Raw genomic sequence first — 20,487 nt, 5'->3', positions numbered from 1 at the left:
TGCACTGGCAGACTGAGCGCGATCGTCGCGCCGGCCAGCGTACTGCGGATTTCACCTTACGTTTATGTCCGACCTGCAAACTAACGAATCCTTTGCCGCACTGTTCGAGGAATCGATCGCCCGCTCCAATATGAAGGCTGGCGAAGTGATCTCCGCTGAAGTCGTGCGCATCGACCACAACTTCGTGGTCGTCAACGCCGGCCTCAAGTCCGAAGCATTTGTGCCGGTGGAGGAGTTCCTGAACGACCAGGGCGAACTCGAAGTGCAGGCCGGCGACTACGTCTCCGTGGCCATCGATGCGCTCGAGAACGGCTATGGCGACACTATCCTCTCCCGCGACAAGGCCAAGCGCCTGGCATCGTGGCTGAACCTCGAGAAGGCGCTGGAAGACGGCGAGATCATCTCGGGTACCGTGACCGGCAAGGTCAAGGGCGGCCTGACCGTCATGGTCAACGGCATCCGCGCGTTCCTGCCGGGCTCGCTGGTCGACGTGCGTCCGATCAAGGACACCACGCCGTACGAAGGCAAGACCCTGGAATTCAAGGTCATCAAGCTGGACCGCAAGCGCAACAACGTGGTGCTGTCGCGCCGCGCCGTGGTCGAAGCGACCCTGGGCGAAGAGCGCCAGAAGCTGATGGAAACCCTGAAGGAAGGCGCCATCGTCAACGGTATCGTCAAGAACATCACCGACTACGGTGCGTTCGTTGACCTGGGCGGTATCGACGGCCTGCTGCACATCACCGACCTGGCCTGGCGCCGTGTCCGCCACCCGAGCGAAGTGCTGTCGGTTGGTCAGGAGATCACCGCCAAGATCCTCAAGTTCGACCAGGAAAAGAACCGCGTCTCGCTGGGCGTGAAGCAGCTGGGCGAAGATCCGTGGGTCGGCATCTCGCGCCGCTACCCGCAAGGCACCCGCCTGTTCGGCAAGGTGACCAACCTGACCGACTACGGCGCGTTCGTCGAGATCGAAGCCGGCATCGAAGGCCTGGTGCACGTGTCGGAAATGGACTGGACCAACAAGAACGTGGCCCCGTCCAAGGTTGTCCAGCTGGGCGACGAAGTCGAAGTCATGGTGCTGGATATCGACGAAGACAAGCGTCGTATCAGCCTGGGCATGAAGCAGTGCAAGGCCAACCCGTGGGACGATTTCTCGCGTAACCACAAGAAGGGCGACAAGCTGAGCGGCCAGATCAAGTCGATCACCGACTTCGGCGTGTTCATCGGCCTGCCGGGCGGCATCGACGGCCTGGTGCACCTGTCCGACCTGTCCTGGCAAGAGTCCGGCGAAGAGGCCGTGCGCAAGTACAAGAAGGGCGACGAAGTCGAAGCCGTAGTTCTGGGCATCGACGTCGACAAGGAACGCATCTCGCTGGGCATCAAGCAGCTGTCGGGCGATCCGTTCAACAACTTCATCTCGGCCAACGACAAGGGTTCGCTGGTTCAGGGCACCATCAAGGCCGTTGACGCCAAGGGCGCCGTGGTCCAGCTGGCTGACGATGTGGAAGGCTACCTGCGTGCTTCGGAAATCTCCGCTGACCGCGTGGAAGACGCCCGCAACGTGCTGAAGGAAGGCGAGCAGATCACCGCCCTGGTGGTGAACGTCGACCGCAAGTCGCGCAACATCAACCTGTCGATCAAGGCCAAGGACAGCGCAGAGCAGCAAGAAGCGATGCAGAAGTTCCAGGCCGACACCGGCACGGCTGGCACGACCAACCTCGGCGCCCTGCTGAAGGCCAAGCTCGGCCAGGACAACCAGTAATCGCAGGCCCCCGCGCTTGCGCGTATGCCCATGACCAAGTCGGAGCTCGTCGAAAAACTGGCTGCCCGCTTCCCCCAGCTGCTGCTGCGGGATGCGGACATCTCGGTCAAAACGATACTCGACGCGATGTCGGAGGCGCTGGCCGATGGCCACCGCATCGAGATCCGCGGATTCGGCAGTTTTGGTCTGAACCGGCGTCCGCCTCGCGTGGGGCGCAATCCCAAGTCCGGCGAGCGTGTGCTGGTGCCCGAAAAACGGGTGCCGCACTTCAAGGCGGGCAAGGAATTGCGCGAACGGGTTGACCGCAGCCAGCCGGCGCCTGAGGGCGTCAATGGCAACGGCCATTCCGGCGGCACGGCCCAGGCCGTGCCGGGCAAGGTAGGCCAGGGCAGCGCTCCCGCCGCACCGGCGGGGCTGCATGAGGGCGGACTGAATTTCGTCCGCTCCTGATTTGCCCGGGCTTTGCCTGCTGCTTGTGTTGTCTGAAAAAGCGCCCCGTCGGGGCGCTTTTTTTATTGCTGCCGGTTGCACGGGCGCTTCTGTGCAGGTGCAGCATCGTGCCCAGACGCGTTGTCAGCGTCCGGCGCCGGCGCCGCGTTAGACCAGCGTTACCGCTGGGTTACCGAATAGCGGAAGTGATTCCGTTACAATGCCGGGGTCTTTGCCGGACCTCGCGCGACTGCGCCGGTGCCGCTTCCACGTCACGCTGCCACGCTGCCCAACCGCATGAAACTGTTCGCCTGGATCGTCCGCATTGCCGTATTCGTGCTGCTGTTCGTGCTGGCGCTGCGCAATACCGCCGAAGCCTCGCTGCAGCTTTTCTTCAACGCCGTCTGGCACGCCCCGCTGATCCTGATCCTGTTCGCCGCCTTTGTGCTCGGCGCGGTGGCGGCACTGGCCTCGATCGCACCGAACCTGATGCGCCAGCGCATGGAGCTGGCCCGGCTGCGCCGCGCGCTGGCCGATGCCGGCGCCCAGGCAGGCGCTTCCTCCGCAGCGGCCGTGCCGCCCGTGTCGGCCACGCCGCGCGACGGCAAGCCTGTTCCCTATAACGTAGTCGGCCCGAAAGTCTGATCCATGATGTTTGAAACCTGGTGGCTGCTGGCGCTGCCACTTGTCTTTGGCCTTGGCTGGATGGCGGCGCGCTTCGATGTGCGCCAGCTCATCAGCGAGCAAGGCGCGCTGCCGCGCTCGTACTTCAAGGGCCTCAATTTCCTGCTCAACGAGCAGCCCGACAAGGCGATCGACGCCTTTATCGAAGTGGCCCGGCTCGACCCCGAAACCACCGAGCTGCACTTCGCGCTGGGCGCGCTGTTCCGCCGCCGCGGCGAGACCGAACGCGCCATCCGCGTGCACCAGAACCTGGCCACCCGGCCCGACCTGCCCGAGCCCGAGCGCGAGCATGCGCTGTACGAGCTGGGCCAGGACTTCCTGCGCGCCGGCCTGCTGGACCGTGCCGAGGAATCGCTGCGCCGGCTGATGTCGGGGCCGTACGCGGCTTCGGCCAAGCGCGTGCTGCTCGAACTGTACGAGGTCGAGAAGGAGTGGCAGAAGGCCATCGACGCCGCGCGCGAGCTGCAAACGCTGGAGCAGAAGAGCTACAGCCTGCAGATCGCCCAGTTCTGCTGCGAGCTGGCGCAGGACGCGCTGCAGCGCAAGCGCCCCGAGGACGCGGTGAAGTGGCTGAACCAGGCCATCGCCGAGAATCCCGCCAATGTGCGCGCACCGATCCTGCTGGGCGACGTCGCTGCCGCAGCCGGCGATGCGCGTGCCGCACTCGGCCACTGGCTCGGCATCGAACGCCAGGACGCTTCGTTCCTGCCGCTGGTGGCCGACCGCGTGGTCAAGGCCTACGCCAGCCTGCAGGAGGCGGGCGTCGCGCTGGAATGGCTGCGCGGCCTGCTCAAGGGCAAGCTGGCGCCCGAGCTGCTCGATACCGCCTACAAGGCCGAGCTCGACGTGAACGGCCCCGAGGCCGCCGCACGCCTGATGCGCGACCAGCTACGCCGCCAGCCCACGCTGCTGGCGCTGACCAGATATTTCGAGGCGCAGGCAGCGGTGGCCGCGGTCGAAGCGCCGGCCGGTGCCGACGGCCCGGCGGACGACGCGCAGGCGCCCAACGGCAACGACGAGGCGGTGCAGGAAACCACCGCCATTCGCGACCTGCTGCAACATCGCACCCGCAACCTGGCGCGCTACACCTGCCGCGAGTGCGGCTTCCGGGCCCGGCTGTTCTACTGGCAGTGCCCGGGCTGCAACCGCTGGGAAACCTATGCCCCGCGGCGTTCCGAGACGCTCGGCTGAGCCCGGCGCGCAGTGCAACAGATTCTGAGTTGAAGCCATGAAAGTCACCATTATCGGCAGCGGCTATGTTGGCCTGGTCACCGGCGCCTGCCTGGCGGAGCTCGGCAACGACGTGTTCTGCCTGGACCTGGACGAACAGAAGATCGCGCTGCTCAATGCGGGCGGCGTGCCGATCTACGAGCCCGGCCTGCAGGAGCTGATCCAGCGCAACCGCGCCGCCGGGCGCCTGACCTTCTCCACCGATGTGGCCGCCAGCGTCGAGCACGCCGATGTGCAGTTCATCGCGGTGGGCACGCCCCCCGATGAAGACGGTTCGGCCGACCTGAAGTACGTGCTGGCCGCGGCACGCAATATCGGCCGCCATATGACCGGCTTCAAGGTGGTGGTCGACAAGTCCACGGTGCCGGTCGGCACCGGCGACCGTGTCGCCGCCACGATCCGCGAGGAACTGGCCGCGCGCGGCCTGGAAGACCTGCAGTTCTCGGTGGTGTCGAATCCGGAGTTCCTGAAGGAAGGCGCCGCGGTCGAGGACTTCATGCGCCCGGACCGCATCGTGCTGGGCTGCAATGCCGATGTCGCCGGGCGCCACGCGCAGGCCACCATGCGCCAGCTTTACGCGCCGTTCAACCGCCACCACGAGCGCACCTTCTACATGGACGTGCGCTCGGCCGAGTTCACCAAGTACGCCGCCAACTCGATGCTGGCCACGCGCATCTCGTTCATGAACGAGCTGGCCAACCTGGCCGACGAGGTCGGCGCCGATATCGAGCTGGTGCGCATGGGCATCGGCTCGGACCCGCGCATCGGCTACAGTTTCCTGTATGCCGGGGCCGGTTATGGCGGTTCGTGCTTTCCCAAGGACGTGCAGGCGCTGATGCGCACCGCCGCCGACCACGGCAAGCCGATGCGCGTGCTGGAGGCGGTGGAAACCGTCAACGGTGCGCAGAAGCGCGTGCTGGGCGACAAGATCGTGCGCCGCTTCGGCGACGACCTCGCCGGGCGCACCTTCGCGGTGTGGGGCCTGGCGTTCAAGCCCAATACCGACGATATGCGCGAGGCGCCATCGCGGGTGCTGGCGCGCGCGCTGGTGGCGCGCGGCGCGTCGCTGCGCATGCATGACCCGGTGTCGATGGCCGAAGCCCGCCGCGTGCTCGAAGCTGACCTGGCCGACCTGCCGGGCGGCGCCGCGCGCGTAAGCTTCCACGACAACCAGATGGATGCGCTCGACGGCGCCGACGCGCTGGTGATCGTGACCGAGTGGAAAGTGTTCCGCAGCCCCGATTTCGCGCAGATCAAGCGCCGGCTGAAGACGCCGGTGATCTTCGATGGCCGCAACCTGTACGAGCCGGAGGCGATGGCCGAGAGCGGGATGGAGTACCACGCCATCGGCCGCCCGGCCAGCGTGCGGCATCGGGCGGCGAACGATTGAAGCGCGGACGGGTCAACGGACTCATCAACCAATAAGCTGTCGAGGCGGCCGCGGCCGCCCCGCTATGGCCAAGGATCTCCAATGAACAAGACCGTCATTCCGCAAGAACAGATCCGGCAGTCCCATATCCTGGTGGTCGGCGACATGATGCTGGACCGCTACTGGTTCGGCGACGTGGAGCGCATCTCGCCGGAAGCGCCGGTGCCGGTGGTGCAGGTCAAGCGCAGCGACGAGCGCCTGGGCGGCGCCGCCAACGTGGCGCGCAACGCCGCCGCGCTGGGCGCGCGCGTGGGCATGCTGGGCGTGGTCGGCGACGACGAACCCGCCCGCACGCTGGAGGCTCTGCTGGCCGAAAGCCATGTGGAACCCTATCTGCACCGCGATGCCAAGCTCAACACCACCATCAAGCTGCGCGTGGTGGCGCACCAGCAGCAACTGCTGCGGGTGGATTTCGAGAACGCGCCCGCGCATGAAGTGCTGGCGGCGGTACAGGACCGCTTCGTCACCCTGATCAACGACTACCAGGTGCTGGTGTTGTCCGATTACGGCAAGGGGGGCCTGACGCATGTCACGCGCATGATCGACGCCGGCCGCGCGGCCGGGCGCAAGGTGCTGATCGACCCCAAGGGCGACGATTACTCGCGCTACCGCGGCGCCACGCTGATCACGCCCAACCGCGCCGAGATGCGTGCCGTGGTCGGCGCCTGGAAGACCGAGGCCGACCTGACCATCCGCGCGCAGAATCTGCGCCGCGAACTGCAGCTCGAAGCACTGCTGCTGACGCGCTCGGAGGAGGGCATGACGCTCTACACCGAGGCCGAGGTGCTGCACGTCTCCGCCCAGGCGCGCGAGGTCTATGATGTATCGGGTGCGGGCGATACCGTGATCGCCACGCTCGCCACCATGCTCGGCGCCGGTGTGCCGCTCAAGGAAGCCGTGCAGCATGCCAATCGCGCCGGCGGCATCGTGGTGGGCAAGCTCGGCACCGCCGTCGTCACTTACCCCGAATTGTTCGGCGCCGCTCCCTGAAGCGCGGCGCCCCCAGACTGAAGCGACCATGACCATCATCGTGACCGGCGCTGCCGGCTTTATCGGCAGCAACCTCGTCAAGGGCCTGAACGACCGCGGCGAGACCAATGTCATCGCCGTCGACAACCTGACCCGTGCGGACAAGTTCCACAACCTGGTCGACTGCGAGATCTCCGACTACCTGGACAAGCAGGACTTCCTCGAGCGCTTTGCCCGCGGCGAGTTCGGCAAGGTCCGCGCGGTGTTCCACGAAGGCGCCTGCTCCGACACCATGGAGACGGACGGCCGCTACATGATGGAGAACAACTATCGCTACACGTTGTCGCTGATGGAAAGCTGCCTGGAGCAGGGCGCGCAGTTCCTGTACGCGTCGTCGGCGGCCACCTACGGCGCCTCGACGGTTTTCCGGGAAGACCGCGAGTTCGAGCGCCCGCTGAACGTGTACGGCTACTCCAAGTTCCTGTTCGACCAGATCGTGCGGCGCCGGCTGCCGTCGGCGCTGTCGCAGATCGTCGGCTTCCGCTACTTCAACGTGTACGGCCCGCGTGAAACCCACAAGGGCCGCATGGCCTCGGTCGCCTTCCACAACTTCAACCAGTTCCGCGCCGACGGCACGGTGAAGCTGTTCGGCGAGTACAACGGCTACGGTCCCGGCATGCAGAGCCGCGATTTCATCTCGGTGGAGGACGTGGTCAAGGTCAACCTGTTCTTCTTCGACCATCCGGAAAAATCGGGCATCTTCAACCTCGGCACCGGCCGCGCACAACCGTTCAACGATATCGCCGCCACCGTGGTCAACACGCTGCGCGAGGCCGACGGCAAGCCGCGCCTGTCGCTGGAAGAACTGGTGCAGGAAGGGCTGGTCGAGTACATCAAGTTCCCCGACGCGCTGCGCGGCAAATACCAGTGCTTTACGCAGTCGGATGTGTCCAAGCTGCGCGGCGCCGGCTACAACGAGCGCTTCCTGACGGTCGAGGAAGGCGTGGCGCGCTACTGCCGCTGGCTGCTCGAACGCGCTGGCTGACCCTCCCGCTTTCCCTCCGCTATTTCTGTTATCGGGCCGGCCGACACGTTTTCGTGCGGCCGGTGTCAATTTGTGTTGCCGTTTGCGCTGCCGCGGCAGCCTGAACCTATCCTGACCTGGCCTCGCCGCAATGGCGAAGGTGGAACTCAAACCATCCACAGGAAAGGAGCTTTCATGATCAAGCACTGGGTCTGGCAACGCGTCCGGCGTTTCTCGCTGGTGGCAGCCATCTGCCTGTCTGCCGGCGGCATTGCGCATGCCGCGATCGACGTCAATACGGCCGATGAAGCCGCGCTGACTTCCGTCAAGGGCGTAGGGCCTGCCACCGCGCGCAACATCATCGACGAACGCAACAAGCGCGGCCCCTACAAGGATGGGGCCGATCTGGCCGAGCGTGTCAGCGGCGTCGGGCCGAAGTCGGTGGCCAAGCTGCAGGAGGCGGGCTTGTCCTTCGGCGCAGCGGCTGCCGCGCCGGCAGCCGCTGCGGCACCGGCCAGGTCTGCCAAGGCCGCCGCTCCGACCGCGCCCGCCGGCACCGCCAAGGCTACGCGCTGATCCGATCGCGTTCGCCCCCTGGCCGCCGCATCGTGGTTCGCTGGTACGTGTTGTGCTTGAGCTCTGCCGCTTCGCTCGCATGCAGGTGCGGAGTATCATGCGGACGCCGCGCAGGCAGGATCTGCCTCGCGCGACTGCTGACAGGCAATAAACCACCAGACAACCAACCACGATTGCGGCGGCCGCAGACGGAGCGGCCCGCCCGCAGCACAGGGAGCAGAACAGATGGCGAATGGCGAGGACGCGGGTTTCCTGCCCAAATGGCGGCTCAAGACCGAAGGCGTGATCGGGCCGGATGAGCGGCTGCCGGCAGGGCAGACACTGCTGGCCGGCATCCAGCACGTGGTGGCGATGTTTGGCTCGACCGCCATCGCGCCGATCCTGATGGGTTTCAATCCCAATATCGCCATCCTGTTCTCCGGCATCGGCACGCTGATCTTCTTCCTGTGCGTGCGCGGCCGGGTGCCCAGCTACCTGGGCTCGAGCTTCGCGTTTATCGCCGTGGTGATCGCCGCCACCGGCTATGCGGGCAGCGGTCCCAACCTCAATATCCCGGTGGCGCTGGGCGGCATCATCGCCGCTGGCGCGTTGTACACGCTGATCGGGCTGGTGGTGCAGGCGGCCGGCTACGCCTGGGTGGAAAAGCTGATGCCGCCGGTGGTGACCGGTGCCATCGTCGCGGCCATCGGGCTGAACCTGGCCCCGGTCGCGGTCAAGGCGGTCAGCGGCGCGTCCCTCGATACCTGGGTGGGCTTGCTGACGGTGCTTGCGGTGGGGTTGGTGGCGGTGCGCGCGCCCGGCATGATCGGGCGCCTGCCGGTGCTGATCGGCGGGCTGGCCGGCTACCTCGCCTACTACCTCGGCACCAATGTGATGGGGCTGGGCAAGCCGATCGATTTTTCCGGCGTGGCCGCTGCGAGCTGGTTCGGCATGCCGGCATTTACCACGCCGGTGTTCGAGGTCGGCGCCATGCTGCTGATCGCGCCGGTGGCGATCGTGCTGGTGGCCGAGAACCTGGGCCATATCAAGGCCATCGGCGTGATGACAGGGCGCAATCTCGATCCGTATATCGGCCGCGCCTTTATCGGCGACGGCATCGCCACCATGCTGTCGGCCAGCGGTGGCGGCACCGGCGTGACCACCTATGCCGAGAACATGGGCGTGATGGCGGTGACCAAGATCTATTCGACGCTGATCTTCGTGGTGGCGGCGGTGGTGGCCATCCTGCTGGGCTTCTCGCCCAAGTTCGGCGCGCTGATCCTGACCATCCCGGGGCCCGTGATCGGCGGGCTGACCATCGTCGTGTTCGGCCTGATCTCGGCCACGGCGGGCCGGATCTGGGTGCAAAACAAGGTCGACTTCTCCAGCTCGCGCAACCTGATCACGGTGGGCGCCACGCTGACGGTGGCCGCAGGCGACCTGACGCTGAAGCTGGGCGGCATGACGCTGGGTGGCATCGGTACCGCCACGTTCGGCTGCATCCTGCTGTACCACCTGCTGGGCGAAGGCAACCACGAGGAAGCCTGAGCCGTAAGCCTGGGCCGGACGGGGCGGGCAGGTGCCAAAGCCCGCCTGCCGGCGAGGGAAAGGTGGGTGGATTACAATGGCCGGCGAACCTGACCTACCATCGCGACCTACCTCGCCTCTGCTTCCCCCCAATGGCCTACAAGACAATTGAAGACACCATCGGCAATACGCCGCTGGTCAGACTGCAGCGTATTCCCGGTGCCGCCAACGACGCGCGCGGCAATGTGATCCTCGGCAAGCTGGAAGGCAACAACCCCGCCGGTTCGGTCAAGGACCGCCCGGCGGTATCGATGATCGCCCGGGCCGAGGCGCGTAGGCGCATCAAGCCCGGCGATACGCTGATCGAGGCAACCTCAGGCAATACCGGCATCGCGCTGGCCATGGCGGCCGCCATCCGTGGCTACAAGATGGTGCTGATCATGCCCGAGGACCTGAGCCTGGAGCGCCGCCAGAGCATGGCTGCCTATGGCGCCGAGATCGTGCTGACGCCGGTCAAGGGCGGTATGGAATACGCGCGCGACCTGGCCGATTCGATGGAGCGCGAGGGCAAGGGCGTGATCCTCGACCAGTTTGCCAACCCGGACAACCCGCAGGCGCACTACGAGGGCACCGGCCCCGAGATCTGGCGCGATACCGACGGGCGCATCACCCACTTCGTGTCGGCGATGGGCACCACCGGCACCATTACCGGCGTGTCGCGCTACCTGAAGGAACAGAATCCCGAGATCCAGGTGATCGGCGCACAGCCAGCCGAGGGCTCGCGCATCCCAGGCATCCGCAAATGGCCGGAAGCGTATCTGCCCAAGATCTATGATCCCAAATATATCGATCGCACCGAGCCGGTGAGCCAGGCCGACGCCGAGCATATGGCGCGCCGCATGGCGAGCGAAGAGGGCATCTTCTGCGGGATTTCGGCCGCGGGCGCGCTTTGCGTGGCGCTGCGGATTGCGGAGGAAGTGGAGAACGCCACGATCGTGTTTGTGGTGTGCGATCGTGGGGATCGGTATCTGTCGACGGGGGTGTTTCCGGCCTGACGGCAAACATGAAGGCGCGCCAATCAGCCATCCGCTTTTGATGACTGATTGTGTACTCCCTCTCGCCGGCGGGAGAGGGTTGGGGAGAGGGCCGGCTGCTCCACGAAGTACAGGCCGTTGGTATGCCAGCGCCTGCCCTCTCCCCCCGCCCCTCTCCCGCAAGCGGGAGAGGGGAGCAAACCGGCGGTATGCCGACATCCTCCGTAATCTGAAGCCCCGCTTCATGCGGGGCTTTTGGTCTGCGCGACTGCTCCGGCCTCACCCCATCATCGCCGCTTTCACTGCCTCCCCCAACTGATACACCGCCAACGCATAAAAAAAGCTCCGGTTGTACCGCGTCAGCACATAGAAGTTCCGCAGCCCCAGCAGGTATTCCGTGGGCAAATCCGGCGTCGGCAGGTCCACCACCAACACCCCGGTTTCACCTTCACGCGCGGCATCGATCGGCTCATCCACGCGCAGCCCCGCGCGCGTCAACTGGTTGAGCGTGCGCGTCGGCCAAGGCTCGCCATCCGCGGCCGCGGTGGCAACGCCCAGGCTGCCGGCATCGCTTGCAATACGCCACACCACCGGCCGTCCCGGCTCCCAGCCGTGCAGTTGCAGGAAGCGGGCGACGCTGCCGATTGCATCGGTCGGGCTGTTGCGCAGGTCGATGCGGCCGTTGTTGTCGTAGTCGATCGCGTATTCGCGCAGGCTGGTCGGCATGAATTGCGGAATGCCGATCGCGCCGGCATACGAGCCCAGCACCGAGTAGACATCGGTACGCGTGTCGCGGCACCACAACAGGTAATCCGCCAGCTGGTTGCGGAACAGCGTGCTGCGCGCGTCGCGGTTGGGCGTGTCCGGGTAGTCGAAGGCGAGCGTGGACAGCGAGTCGAGCACGCGGAAGGTGCCCATGTCGCGGCCATAGATGGTTTCCACGCCGATGATGCCCACGATCACCGAGGCCGGCACCCCGAATTCGGACTCGGCGCGGCGCAGCGTCTCGCGGTTGTCCTGCCAGAAGCGCACGCCCGCGTTGATGCGGATCGGCTCGATAAAGCGCGAGCGGTAGGTGCGCCAGCTTTTGCGGCCGGTAGTGGCGGGCGGCATGATCAGGCGCACCACGGTCGACGAATAGACCGCCTGGCCGAACCAGTCCTGCAGCATGCCGCGGTCAAAATTGTGGCGCGCCACCATCTCGTCGATAAAGGCGCGGGTTTGCGGGTTGTCGCGGTAGCGGCCGGGTTCGATTTCTTCCTCGCGCACGCTGACGCGGCGCTTGCCGGCGGCGAGCAGGCTGGGGGAGAGGCCGCAGAGTCCGAGTGCGGCAGCGGAAAGCGCGGCGCCCAGCAGGGGGCGTCGCAGTGAGCGCTGGGTGTCGGTCATGGTGTCCTTTGCAAGTCGCACCGAGTATAGCGGATGCCACTGGAGCAGCCGCCCGCCAGCGCGCCGCAACCGAACGCCGGTGGGGTAGGGTGCGGCTGGGTGGCTGGCCGTTGCCTGTGCTAACGTAGCGCATGGAGACAACCTTGCGACGATAAGAGATGCCGACAGGCTATTACACGCACCCGGAGTTCCAGCGGCACGAAATGGGGCATTTCCATCCCGAGTGCCCGGAACGCCTGCAGGCGATCGACGACCACCTGATTTCGCACGGCCTGGACGGCCTGCTGGAGCGGCGCGAGCCCACGCCCGCGACGCGCGAGCAGCTCGAACGCGTGCACCGGCCCGACTATGTCGATTCGCTGGAAAGCGCCAGCCCGGCCAGCGGCTACTACCCGATCGATCCCGACACCTCGATGAACAGCCATACCCTCGCCGCGGCAAAGCTGGCCGCGGGCGCTGCGGTGGCGGCCACCGATGCCGTGATCGCCGGCGAGCTGGAAAACGCGTTCTGCTGCGTGCGCCCGCCCGGCCACCACGCCGAGCCCGACCGCGCCATGGGCTTCTGCTTCTTCAACAACGTCGCCATTGCCGCGCGCCATGCGCTGCAGGCGCACGGGCTGGAGCGCGTCGCGATCATCGATTTCGACGTGCACCACGGCAACGGCACCGAGGCGGCCTTCCGCGGCGACGAGCGCGTGCTGATGTGCAGCATCTTCCAGCATCCGTTCTACCCGTACAGCGGCACCGAGCATCTCGCACCCAATATGGTCAACATCCCGCTGCCCGCGTACACCAACGGCATGGCGGTGCGCGAGGTGGTCGAAACCATCTGGCTGCCGCGGCTGAACGAGTTCCGCCCGCAGATGCTGTTTATCTCGGCCGGCTTCGACGCGCACCGCGAGGATGACCTCGGGCAGATGGGGCTGGTGGAGCAGGACTACGCCTGGATCACCGGCCAGCTCGTCGACGTGGCTCGCGCGCATGCGCAGGGCCGCATCGTCAGTTGCCTGGAGGGTGGCTACAACCTGAGCGCACTGGGCCGCAGCGTGCTGGCGCACCTGAAGGTCCTGATGGAACACTAGGAGACCATCGCCATGGCCGAGAACGATGCACGCGTGGATGCGCCGCTGCTGACCGAGTCGCGCGATGCCGCCGGCGTGACGCGTCTGACGATGAATCGCCCGCAGGCGTTCAATGCCCTGTCCGAAGGGCTGCTGGAAGCGCTGACCGAAGCGCTGGCGCGTCTGGCGACGGATGACACGGTGCGCGTGGTGGTGCTGGCCGGCGCCGGCAAGGCATTCTGCGCCGGGCACGACCTGCGCGAGATGCGCGCCTCGCCCTCGCACGATTACTACCGCCGGCTGTTCGACCGCTGCACGCGCATGATGATGGCGATCCAGAAGATGCCGCAGCCGGTCATCGCGCGCGTGCAGGGCATCGCTACCGCGGCCGGCTGCCAGCTCGTGGCGATGTGCGACCTGGCCGTGGCCGCTGACGATGCCCGCTTTGCGGTATCGGGCGTGAACCTGGGGCTGTTCTGCTCGACCCCCGGCGTGGCGCTGTCGCGCAACCTGCACCGCAAGCAGGCCATGGAGATGCTGCTGACCGGCGACATGATCGATGCTGCCACCGCGCGTGAGCGCGGGCTGGTCAACCGCGTCGTGGCCGCGGACCAGCTTGACGATGCAGTGGCGCGCCTGGCCGCCAGCATCTGCGCCAAGCCGGCCGCCGCGGTGGCCGCCGGCAAGGGGCTCTTCTACCGCCAGCTCGAGATGGGGATCGAAGCGGCTTACCAGCTTGCGGGCCAGACCATGGCATGCAACATGATGGACGAATCGGCGCTGGAGGGCGTGCAGGCCTTTATCGACAAGCGGTCACCGTCGTGGCGTGACTGACGGGCGACATTTAGCGCCTTTATATGCCGGGAACGTATAAAGACATCGGTAAAAAGTCGTTTCTGGTATGAAGCGAATCGAATAAAATACGCGCTTCAGAAAAATAACGTGCGGCAACAGCGCTGGAGACCTCCGCGACTGTTGCCGTTTTCTTTTGGTCACCTTTACATGATCGAACTGCAAGAACTGTCGCAGCGCTTCCCGGGCGCGGCAGGCGACGTGCATGCATTGCGGGACGTCAGCCTGTCGATAGCGTCCGGCGAAGTCTTCGGCATCATCGGCCGCAGCGGCGCCGGCAAGAGCACGCTGGTCCGCGCCATCAACCTGCTGAACCGGCCCACCAGCGGCCGCGTGATCGTCGCCGGCCAGGACCTGACCGCGCTGGACAACGGCGCGCTGCGCCTGGCGCGCCGCGAGATCGGCATGATCTTCCAGCACTTCAACCTGCTGTCGTCGCGCACCGTGTATGACAACGTGGCGCTGCCGCTGGAACTGGCCGGCAAGCCCAGGGACGAGATCGCCGCCACGGTGCTGCCGCTGCTGGACCTCGTTGGCCTGTCCGCGCTCAAGGACCGCTATCCGGCGCAGATCAGCGGCGGGCAGAAGCAGCGCGTGGGCATTGCGCGCGCGCTGGCGAGCAAGCCCAAGGTGCTGCTGTCCGATGAGGCGACTTCCGCGCTGGACCCGGAAACCACCCGCTCCATCCTCGACCTGCTCAAACAGATCAACCGCGACCTGGGCCTGACCGTGGTGATGATCACGCACCAGATGGAGGTGATCAAGCAGGTGTGCGACCGCGTGGCCGTGCTCGAAGCCGGCCAGGTGGTGGAGACCGGGCGCGTGATCGACGTGTTCCTGCGCCCGCAGCATGACGTCACGCGCGCGATGATCGGCGACGTGATTTCGCAGGAGCTGCCGGCGAGCGTGCTCAAGCGTGTGGAAAGCCGCCTCGGCAACGGCCGCGACCACGTCTACCGCCTCGCCTTCACCGGCGAGGGCGTGGACCAGCCGGTGCTGGCCCAGGCGATCCGCCGCTACGGGCTGGACTTCAATATCCTGCACGGCCATATCGACGAGATCCAGGGCCAGGCGTTCGGCTCGCTGGCGATCATGGCCACCGGTGAAACGGCCGACGTCAAGGCGGCGATGGAATACCTGCAGGCGCAAGGCGTCGTGGTGGAGGAGTTCGAGCATGTGGTCTGAAATGTCTGACCTGTTCCTGACCTCGTTCAACGAGACGCTGCTGATGGTGGCGATCTCCGGCGTGGTCGGCGCGCTGCTGGGCGTGCCGCTGGGCGTGCTGCTGCACCTGACCAACCGCGGTGGCGTGCTGTCGCATCCGCTGTTCAACCGCACCATCGGCGTGGTGGTCAATGCGGTGCGCTCGGTCCCGTTCATCATCCTGCTGGTGGTGGTGATTCCGTTCACGCGCTTTATCGTCGGTTCGTCGATCGGCACCACCGCGGCGATCGTGCCGCTGACCATCGCGGCGATCCCGTTTATCGCGCGGCTGGTGGAAAGCGCGCTGCGCGAGGTCGACAAGGGCCTGGTCGAGGCGGCCCAGTCGATGGGCGCGACCACCGGCCAGATCGTATGGAAGGTGCTGTTGCCCGAAGCGATGCCAGGCATCGTTGCCGGCCTGACCATCACCTTCGTCAGCCTGGTCGGTTATTCGGCCATGGCCGGCGCCATCGGCGGCGGCGGCCTGGGCGACCTGGGCATCCGCTATGGCTACCAGCGCTACATCACCGAAGTAATGGTGGCGGTGGTGGTGATCCTGATTGTTTTCGTGCAGGCGGTGCAAAGCTTCGGCGACTGGCTCGTCCGACGCATCAGCCACCGCTGAGCCCTTTATTTTTTTGAAACAGGAAACGCATATCATGCAACGTCGCAACCTGCTGCAATGGATCCTCGGCGCCGCGCTCGGCGCCTCGCTCGCCACCGCTGCCGTGGCCCAGGAAAAGCCGATCAAGATCGGCGTGACCGGCGGCCCGCACGCCCAGATCATGGAACAGGTGAAGAAGGTCGCCGCCAGGGACGGCCTCAACATCCAGGTGGTCGAGTTCAGCGACTACATCCAGCCCAACGCAGCGCTTGCCGCCGGCGACCTGGATGCCAACAGCTACCAGCACCTGCCGTACCTGGAAGCCCAGATCAAGGATCGCGGCTACAAATTCACGCATGTGGCCTATACCGTCACGTTCCCGATGGGCGTGTACTCCAAGAAGATCAAGTCGCTCGACCAGCTCAAGCAGGGGGCGCGCGTGGGCGTGCCCAATGACCCGACCAACGGCGGCCGCGGCTTGCTGCTGCTGCAGAGCAAAGGCGTGATCAAGCTCAAGCCCAACGCCGGCCTGAAGGCGACGCCGCTGGATATCGTCGAGAACCCGAAGAAGATCCGCATTGTCGAGCTGGACGCCGCCCAACTGCCGCGTTCGCTGGATGACCTGGACGCCGCCGCGATCAACGGCAACTACGCGGAATCGGCCGGTTTGTCGCCGACCAAGGACGCCATCGCCATGGAAGGCCCGAAAGGCCCGTACGCCAACCTGATCGCCATCCGCGACGCCGACAAGAACAAGCCGTGGGTGGCCAAGCTGGTGAAGGCATACCACTCGCCGGAAATCAAGCAATACGTCACTTCGACCTACAAGGAATCGGTCATCACCGCCTGGTAAGTCATATAAGGCCCCGATTAGTCGAGGGTTTCATCCAATCCGACGAGCCCCGCAAGCCCCGGTTTGCGGCAAAATCGTCGGACGGCTGGGGTCTGCCGGGCTATGCCCGGCATCATTTTGCCGATAAAATAGTACGATCGTTCGAAAAACAGGGAAGCCGCCAGCCCGGTGGTTATAATGACGAGCGAACAAAATTTCTGACTACAGCTATTAGTGGAGTGAGCGCATGAAAGTACTCGTCGCAGTCAAGCGGGTGGTGGATTTCAACGTCAAGGTCCGCGTCAAGGCGGACGGCTCGGGCGTCGATCTGGCCAACGTCAAGATGAGCATGAACCCCTTCGACGAAATCGCCGTCGAAGAGGCCGTGCGCCTGAAGGAAGCCGGCGTTGTCACCGAAGTCGTCGCCGTGTCGTGCGGTGTCACGCAGTGCCAGGAAACCCTGCGCACCGCGATGGCCATCGGCGCCGACCGCGGCATCCTGGTGGAATCCGGTGAAGACCTGCAGCCGCTGGCCGTGGCCAAGCTGCTGAAGGCGCTGATCGACAAGGAACAGCCGCAACTGGTGATCCTGGGCAAGCAGGCCATCGACGACGACTCCAACCAGACCGGCCAGATGGTGGCCGCGCTGGCGGGCCTGTCGCAAGCCACGTTCGCTTCCAAGGTGGTGATTGCCGATGGCAAGGCCTCGGTGACCCGTGAAGTCGATGGCGGCCTGGAAACGCTGTCGATCAACCTGCCGGCCGTGGTGACGACCGACCTGCGCCTGAACGAGCCGCGCTACGTCACGCTGCCGAACATCATGAAGGCGAAGAAGAAGCCGCTGGATATCGTCAAGCCGGAAGACCTCGGCGTGGACGTGAAGCCGCGCCTGTCGACCCTGAAGGTCGTCGAGCCGCCCAAGCGCAGCGCGGGTGTGATGGTGCCGGACGTCGCGACGCTGGTGCAGAAGCTGAAGAACGAAGCCAAAGTTATCTGAGCGCGGGGGAGATAGAAAACATGACTGCACTCGTCATTGCTGAACACGACAATCAATCCATCAAGGCCTCCACGCTGCATACCGTGACGGCTGCCGCCCAGTGCGGCGGCGACGTCCACGTGCTGGTGGCGGGCGCCAACGCCAAGGCCGCGGCTGACGCTGCCGCGAAGATCGCCGGCGTGAGCAAGGTCCTGCTGGCCGACGCTGCGTACTTCGACCACGGCCTGGCCGAGAACGTGGCCGAGCAGGCGCTGGCCATCGCCAGCGACTACAGCCACATCCTGGCTCCGGCTACTCCGTACGGCAAGAACATCCTGCCGCGCGTCGCCGCCAAGCTGGACGTGGCCCAGATCTCGGAAATCTCCAAGGTCGACGCCCCGGACACCTTCGAGCGTCCGATCTACGCCGGCAACGCCATCGCCACCGTGAAGTCGGAAGACAAGATCAAGGTCATCACCGTGCGCGGCACGGCGTTCGACTCCGCTGCTGCCGAAGGCGGCTCGGCTGCCGTCGAGAACCTGCCGGCCGTGGCCGACCTGGGCATCTCGCAGTTCGTCTCCAGCGAAGTCGCCAAGAGCGACCGTCCGGAACTGACCGCCGCCAAGATCATCGTCTCGGGTGGCCGTGGCGTGGGTTCGGGTGAGAACTACACCAAGGTGCTGACGCCGCTGGCCGACAAGCTGGGCGCCGCACTGGGCGCCTCGCGCGCCGCGGTGGACGCCGGCTTCGTGCCGAACGACTACCAGGTGGGCCAGACCGGCAAGATCGTTGCGCCGCAGCTGTATATCGCGGTCGGTATCTCCGGCGCGATCCAGCATCTGGCCGGCATGAAGGACTCCAAGGTGATCGTCGCGATCAACAAGGATGCCGAAGCCCCGATCTTCTCCGTGGCCGACTATGGCCTGGTGGGCGATCTGAACACCGTGGTGCCTGAGCTGGTGGCCGCACTGGGCTGACGCCGCCGCGCTGGCCATGCCGACCGCGCCGCGGCCGGCGTGGATAGCCTATACGAGCCGTTCCGGTGGGGTAACGTAGCCCCGCCGCGAACGGTTTTTTTATACACATGAGGAGACATCGATGACCTACCGCGCTCCGATCAAGGACATGCTGTTCGTCATGAACGAGCTGGCTGGCCTTGCGGCTGTCAGCAAACTGCCGGGCTTCGAAGAGGCCACGCCGGAGACGGCCGAGGCCGTGCTGGAGGAAGCCGCCAAGTTCAACGAGCAGGTGGTGGCACCGCTGAACCGCGCCGGCGACCTGGACCCGAGCAGCTGGAAGGACGGGGTGGTCACCACCACGCCCGGCTTCAAGGAAGCCTTCCGCCAGTTCGGCGAAGGCGGCTGGCAGGGCGTGCTGCACCCGCAGGAATTCGGCGGCCAGGGCCTGCCCAAGCTGATCGCCACCGCCTGCAACGAGATGCTGAACACCGCGAACCTGTCGTTCGCGCTGTGCCCGCTGCTGACCGACGGTGCCATCGAGGCGCTGCTGACGGCGGGCACCGACGAGCAGAAGGCAACCTTCCTGCCCAAGCTGATCTCGGGCGAGTGGACCGGCACCATGAACCTGACCGAGCCGCAAGCCGGCTCCGACCTGGCCGCGGTGCGCACCCGCGCCGAGCCGCAGGGCGACGGTACCTTCAAGCTGTTCGGCACCAAGATCTTCATCACCTACGGCGAGCACGACATGGCGAAGAACATCGTCCATCTCGTGCTGGCGCGCACGCCCACTGCGCCGGAAGGCGTCAAGGGCATCTCGCTGTTTATCGTGCCCAAGTTCCTGGTCAATGCCGACGGCAGCCCGGGCGAGCGCAACGACGTGCACTGCGTGTCGATCGAGCACAAGCTCGGCATCAAGGCCAGCCCGACGGCGGTGCTGCAGTTCGGCGACCACGGCGGCGCCATCGGCACGCTGGTCGGCGAAGAGAACCGCGGCCTCGAGTACATGTTCATCATGATGAACTCGGCGCGCTTCTCCGTCGGCATGCAGGGTGTGGCGGTGTCCGAGCGCGCCTACCAGCAGGCCGTGGCCTATGCGCGCGAGCGCGTGCAGAGCCGCCCGGTCGATGGCTCGGCGCGCGAGGCGGTGACCATCATCCACCACCCCGACGTGAAGCGCATGCTGATGACGATGCGCGCACTGATCGAAGGCGCTCGCGCCGTCGCCTATGTGGCCGCGGCCGCCAGCGACGCCGCGCACCAGCATCCGGACGAAGCGGTGCGCCAGCAGAGCCAGGCGTTCTATGAGTTCATGGTGCCGGTGGTCAAGGGCTGGAGCACCGAGCTGTCGATTGACGTCACCAGCCTTGGGGTGCAGGTGCACGGGGGCATGGGCTTTATCGAGGAAACCGGCGCGGCGCAGCACTATCGCGACGCCCGCATCCTGCCGATCTACGAAGGCACCACCGCGATCCAGGCCAACGACCTGGTCGGTCGCAAGACCGTGCGCGACGGCGGCGCGGTGGCACGCGCGATCTGTGCGCAGATCGCCGAGGCCGAGGCCGCGCTGGGCCAGCATGGCGGCGCTGCCTTCACCGCGGTCCAGGCGCAGCTGGCCAATGGCCGCGCGGCGCTGGAAGCGGTGGTCGATTTTGTGGTGAGCAATGCCAAGTCGGACCCGAACGCCGTATTCGCCGGCAGCGTGCCGTACCTGAAGCTGTGCGGCATCGTGTTCTCGGGCTGGCAGCTCGGCCGCGCAATGCTGGCCGCCGATGCCAAGCGGGCCGAGGATCCGGGCTTCTACGACGCCAAGATCGCGACCGCGCATTTCTTTGCCGAGCACATCCTGTCGCAGGCATCGGGGTTGCGCGATGCCATCGTCGGCGGCGGGGCACCGGTGAATGCGCTGACGGCGGAGCAGTTCTGAGCGTGCTCTGGTGGCAGGAAGAAAAAAAGGGCGACCCGCGGGGTCGC

At 65.9% G+C, this 20,487-nt stretch carries 19 protein-coding genes; 18 read left to right on the top strand and 1 reads right to left on the bottom strand.

Annotated features, from left to right (window positions below; genetic code table 11):
• Positions 1-64: 64 nt before the first annotated feature.
• The 10 genes from rpsA to cysM all read left to right on the top strand — a co-directional run bounded on the left by rpsA (position 65) and on the right by cysM (position 10,661).
• On the top strand, positions 65-1,759 hold the full coding sequence (rpsA, locus tag AB1I47_RS06290) for a 30S ribosomal protein S1 (RefSeq protein WP_012352088.1): 1,695 nt from the start codon (positions 65-67) through the stop codon (positions 1,757-1,759).
• A 30-nt stretch (positions 1,760-1,789) separates the two neighbouring features.
• Positions 1,790-2,209, top strand: a complete 420-nt coding sequence (locus tag AB1I47_RS06285; RefSeq protein ID WP_354682904.1) for an integration host factor subunit beta — start codon at positions 1,790-1,792, stop codon at positions 2,207-2,209.
• Positions 2,210-2,485: 276 nt separating this feature from the next.
• A complete protein-coding gene (locus AB1I47_RS06280; protein WP_354682903.1) occupies positions 2,486-2,833 on the top strand; it encodes a LapA family protein in 348 nt (115 codons plus the stop codon).
• Positions 2,834-2,836: 3 nt separating this feature from the next.
• Positions 2,837-4,063, top strand: a complete 1,227-nt coding sequence (gene lapB / locus AB1I47_RS06275) for a lipopolysaccharide assembly protein LapB (RefSeq protein ID WP_354682902.1) — start codon at positions 2,837-2,839, stop codon at positions 4,061-4,063.
• Positions 4,064-4,100: 37 nt separating this feature from the next.
• On the top strand, positions 4,101-5,492 hold the full coding sequence (locus AB1I47_RS06270) for a UDP-glucose dehydrogenase family protein (RefSeq protein ID WP_354682901.1): 1,392 nt from the start codon (positions 4,101-4,103) through the stop codon (positions 5,490-5,492).
• An 81-nt stretch (positions 5,493-5,573) separates the two neighbouring features.
• The gene (gene rfaE1, locus AB1I47_RS06265) at positions 5,574-6,521 is read left to right on the top strand and encodes a D-glycero-beta-D-manno-heptose-7-phosphate kinase (RefSeq protein ID WP_354682900.1); all 948 of its coding nucleotides are present in this window, start codon (positions 5,574-5,576) and stop codon (positions 6,519-6,521) included.
• Between the two features lie 28 nt (positions 6,522-6,549).
• A complete protein-coding gene (gene rfaD / locus AB1I47_RS06260) occupies positions 6,550-7,545 on the top strand; it encodes an ADP-glyceromanno-heptose 6-epimerase (RefSeq protein ID WP_354682899.1) in 996 nt (331 codons plus the stop codon).
• Positions 7,546-7,719: 174 nt separating this feature from the next.
• Positions 7,720-8,100 carry a ComEA family DNA-binding protein gene (locus AB1I47_RS06255; protein WP_354682898.1) on the top strand — a complete coding sequence of 127 codons (381 nt, stop codon included), beginning with the start codon at positions 7,720-7,722 and terminating at the stop codon, positions 8,098-8,100.
• 225 nt (positions 8,101-8,325) lie between these two features.
• On the top strand, positions 8,326-9,627 hold the full coding sequence (locus AB1I47_RS06250) for a solute carrier family 23 protein (protein ID WP_354682897.1): 1,302 nt from the start codon (positions 8,326-8,328) through the stop codon (positions 9,625-9,627).
• A gap of 131 nt (positions 9,628-9,758) precedes the next feature.
• Positions 9,759-10,661, top strand: a complete 903-nt coding sequence (gene cysM, locus AB1I47_RS06245) for a cysteine synthase CysM (protein WP_354682896.1) — start codon at positions 9,759-9,761, stop codon at positions 10,659-10,661.
• Positions 10,662-10,919: 258 nt separating this feature from the next.
• Here the strand turns inward: cysM and mltB are convergent, their stop codons facing one another.
• Positions 10,920-12,029 (bottom strand): lytic murein transglycosylase B, encoded by a 1,110-nt coding sequence (gene mltB, locus AB1I47_RS06240; protein ID WP_354682895.1) that lies wholly within the window; start codon positions 12,027-12,029, stop codon positions 10,920-10,922.
• A 158-nt stretch (positions 12,030-12,187) separates the two neighbouring features.
• On the opposite strand from mltB, the gene AB1I47_RS06235 reads away from it, so the two are divergent.
• The 8 genes from AB1I47_RS06235 to AB1I47_RS06200 all read left to right on the top strand — a co-directional run bounded on the left by AB1I47_RS06235 (position 12,188) and on the right by AB1I47_RS06200 (position 20,440).
• Positions 12,188-13,111 carry a histone deacetylase family protein gene (locus tag AB1I47_RS06235; protein WP_354682894.1) on the top strand — a complete coding sequence of 308 codons (924 nt, stop codon included), beginning with the start codon at positions 12,188-12,190 and terminating at the stop codon, positions 13,109-13,111.
• Positions 13,112-13,123: 12 nt separating this feature from the next.
• On the top strand, positions 13,124-13,924 hold the full coding sequence (locus AB1I47_RS06230; RefSeq protein WP_354682893.1) for an enoyl-CoA hydratase: 801 nt from the start codon (positions 13,124-13,126) through the stop codon (positions 13,922-13,924).
• Between the two features lie 168 nt (positions 13,925-14,092).
• A complete protein-coding gene (locus AB1I47_RS06225; protein ID WP_354682892.1) occupies positions 14,093-15,127 on the top strand; it encodes a methionine ABC transporter ATP-binding protein in 1,035 nt (344 codons plus the stop codon).
• Complete coding sequence (locus AB1I47_RS06220; protein WP_354682891.1) at positions 15,117-15,770, top strand: methionine ABC transporter permease; 654 nt, start codon at positions 15,117-15,119, stop codon at positions 15,768-15,770. The genes AB1I47_RS06225 and AB1I47_RS06220 overlap by 11 nt, the downstream gene beginning before the upstream one ends.
• Positions 15,771-15,804: 34 nt before the next feature.
• Positions 15,805-16,602 carry a MetQ/NlpA family ABC transporter substrate-binding protein gene (locus AB1I47_RS06215; RefSeq protein ID WP_354682890.1) on the top strand — a complete coding sequence of 266 codons (798 nt, stop codon included), beginning with the start codon at positions 15,805-15,807 and terminating at the stop codon, positions 16,600-16,602.
• Between the two features lie 226 nt (positions 16,603-16,828).
• Entirely contained in the window at positions 16,829-17,578 is a 750-nt protein-coding gene (locus AB1I47_RS06210; protein WP_354682889.1) for an electron transfer flavoprotein subunit beta/FixA family protein, read from the top strand.
• Between the two features lie 20 nt (positions 17,579-17,598).
• Complete coding sequence (locus tag AB1I47_RS06205; RefSeq protein WP_354682888.1) at positions 17,599-18,534, top strand: electron transfer flavoprotein subunit alpha/FixB family protein; 936 nt, start codon at positions 17,599-17,601, stop codon at positions 18,532-18,534.
• A 121-nt stretch (positions 18,535-18,655) separates the two neighbouring features.
• The gene (locus AB1I47_RS06200; RefSeq protein ID WP_354682887.1) at positions 18,656-20,440 is read left to right on the top strand and encodes an acyl-CoA dehydrogenase; all 1,785 of its coding nucleotides are present in this window, start codon (positions 18,656-18,658) and stop codon (positions 20,438-20,440) included.
• Positions 20,441-20,487: the final 47 nt, after the last annotated feature.

Source organism: Cupriavidus necator, from assembly GCF_040578825.1.
Lineage (GTDB): Bacteria > Pseudomonadota > Gammaproteobacteria > Burkholderiales > Burkholderiaceae > Cupriavidus > Cupriavidus necator_E.
Note: the sequence above shows the minus strand (reverse complement) of the source record. Positions and strands in the feature narration are given on the sequence as shown.

Coding starts and splice junctions, on each gene's coding strand:
- AB1I47_RS06230 (WP_354682893.1), top strand. CDS start 13,124: ATGGCCGAGAACGATGCACGCGTGGATGCGCCGCTGCTGACCGAGTCG.
- AB1I47_RS06215 (WP_354682890.1), top strand. CDS start 15,805: ATGCAACGTCGCAACCTGCTGCAATGGATCCTCGGCGCCGCGCTCGGC.
- mltB (WP_354682895.1), bottom strand. CDS start 12,029: ATGACCGACACCCAGCGCTCACTGCGACGCCCCCTGCTGGGCGCCGCG.
- AB1I47_RS06250 (WP_354682897.1), top strand. CDS start 8,326: ATGGCGAATGGCGAGGACGCGGGTTTCCTGCCCAAATGGCGGCTCAAG.
- rfaE1 (WP_354682900.1), top strand. CDS start 5,574: ATGAACAAGACCGTCATTCCGCAAGAACAGATCCGGCAGTCCCATATC.
- AB1I47_RS06285 (WP_354682904.1), top strand. CDS start 1,790: ATGACCAAGTCGGAGCTCGTCGAAAAACTGGCTGCCCGCTTCCCCCAG.
- AB1I47_RS06205 (WP_354682888.1), top strand. CDS start 17,599: ATGACTGCACTCGTCATTGCTGAACACGACAATCAATCCATCAAGGCC.
- AB1I47_RS06235 (WP_354682894.1), top strand. CDS start 12,188: ATGCCGACAGGCTATTACACGCACCCGGAGTTCCAGCGGCACGAAATG.
- AB1I47_RS06280 (WP_354682903.1), top strand. CDS start 2,486: ATGAAACTGTTCGCCTGGATCGTCCGCATTGCCGTATTCGTGCTGCTG.
- AB1I47_RS06210 (WP_354682889.1), top strand. CDS start 16,829: ATGAAAGTACTCGTCGCAGTCAAGCGGGTGGTGGATTTCAACGTCAAG.
- cysM (WP_354682896.1), top strand. CDS start 9,759: ATGGCCTACAAGACAATTGAAGACACCATCGGCAATACGCCGCTGGTC.
- rpsA (WP_012352088.1), top strand. CDS start 65: ATGTCCGACCTGCAAACTAACGAATCCTTTGCCGCACTGTTCGAGGAA.
- rfaD (WP_354682899.1), top strand. CDS start 6,550: ATGACCATCATCGTGACCGGCGCTGCCGGCTTTATCGGCAGCAACCTC.
- AB1I47_RS06225 (WP_354682892.1), top strand. CDS start 14,093: ATGATCGAACTGCAAGAACTGTCGCAGCGCTTCCCGGGCGCGGCAGGC.
- AB1I47_RS06270 (WP_354682901.1), top strand. CDS start 4,101: ATGAAAGTCACCATTATCGGCAGCGGCTATGTTGGCCTGGTCACCGGC.
- lapB (WP_354682902.1), top strand. CDS start 2,837: ATGATGTTTGAAACCTGGTGGCTGCTGGCGCTGCCACTTGTCTTTGGC.
- AB1I47_RS06220 (WP_354682891.1), top strand. CDS start 15,117: ATGTGGTCTGAAATGTCTGACCTGTTCCTGACCTCGTTCAACGAGACG.
- AB1I47_RS06200 (WP_354682887.1), top strand. CDS start 18,656: ATGACCTACCGCGCTCCGATCAAGGACATGCTGTTCGTCATGAACGAG.
- AB1I47_RS06255 (WP_354682898.1), top strand. CDS start 7,720: ATGATCAAGCACTGGGTCTGGCAACGCGTCCGGCGTTTCTCGCTGGTG.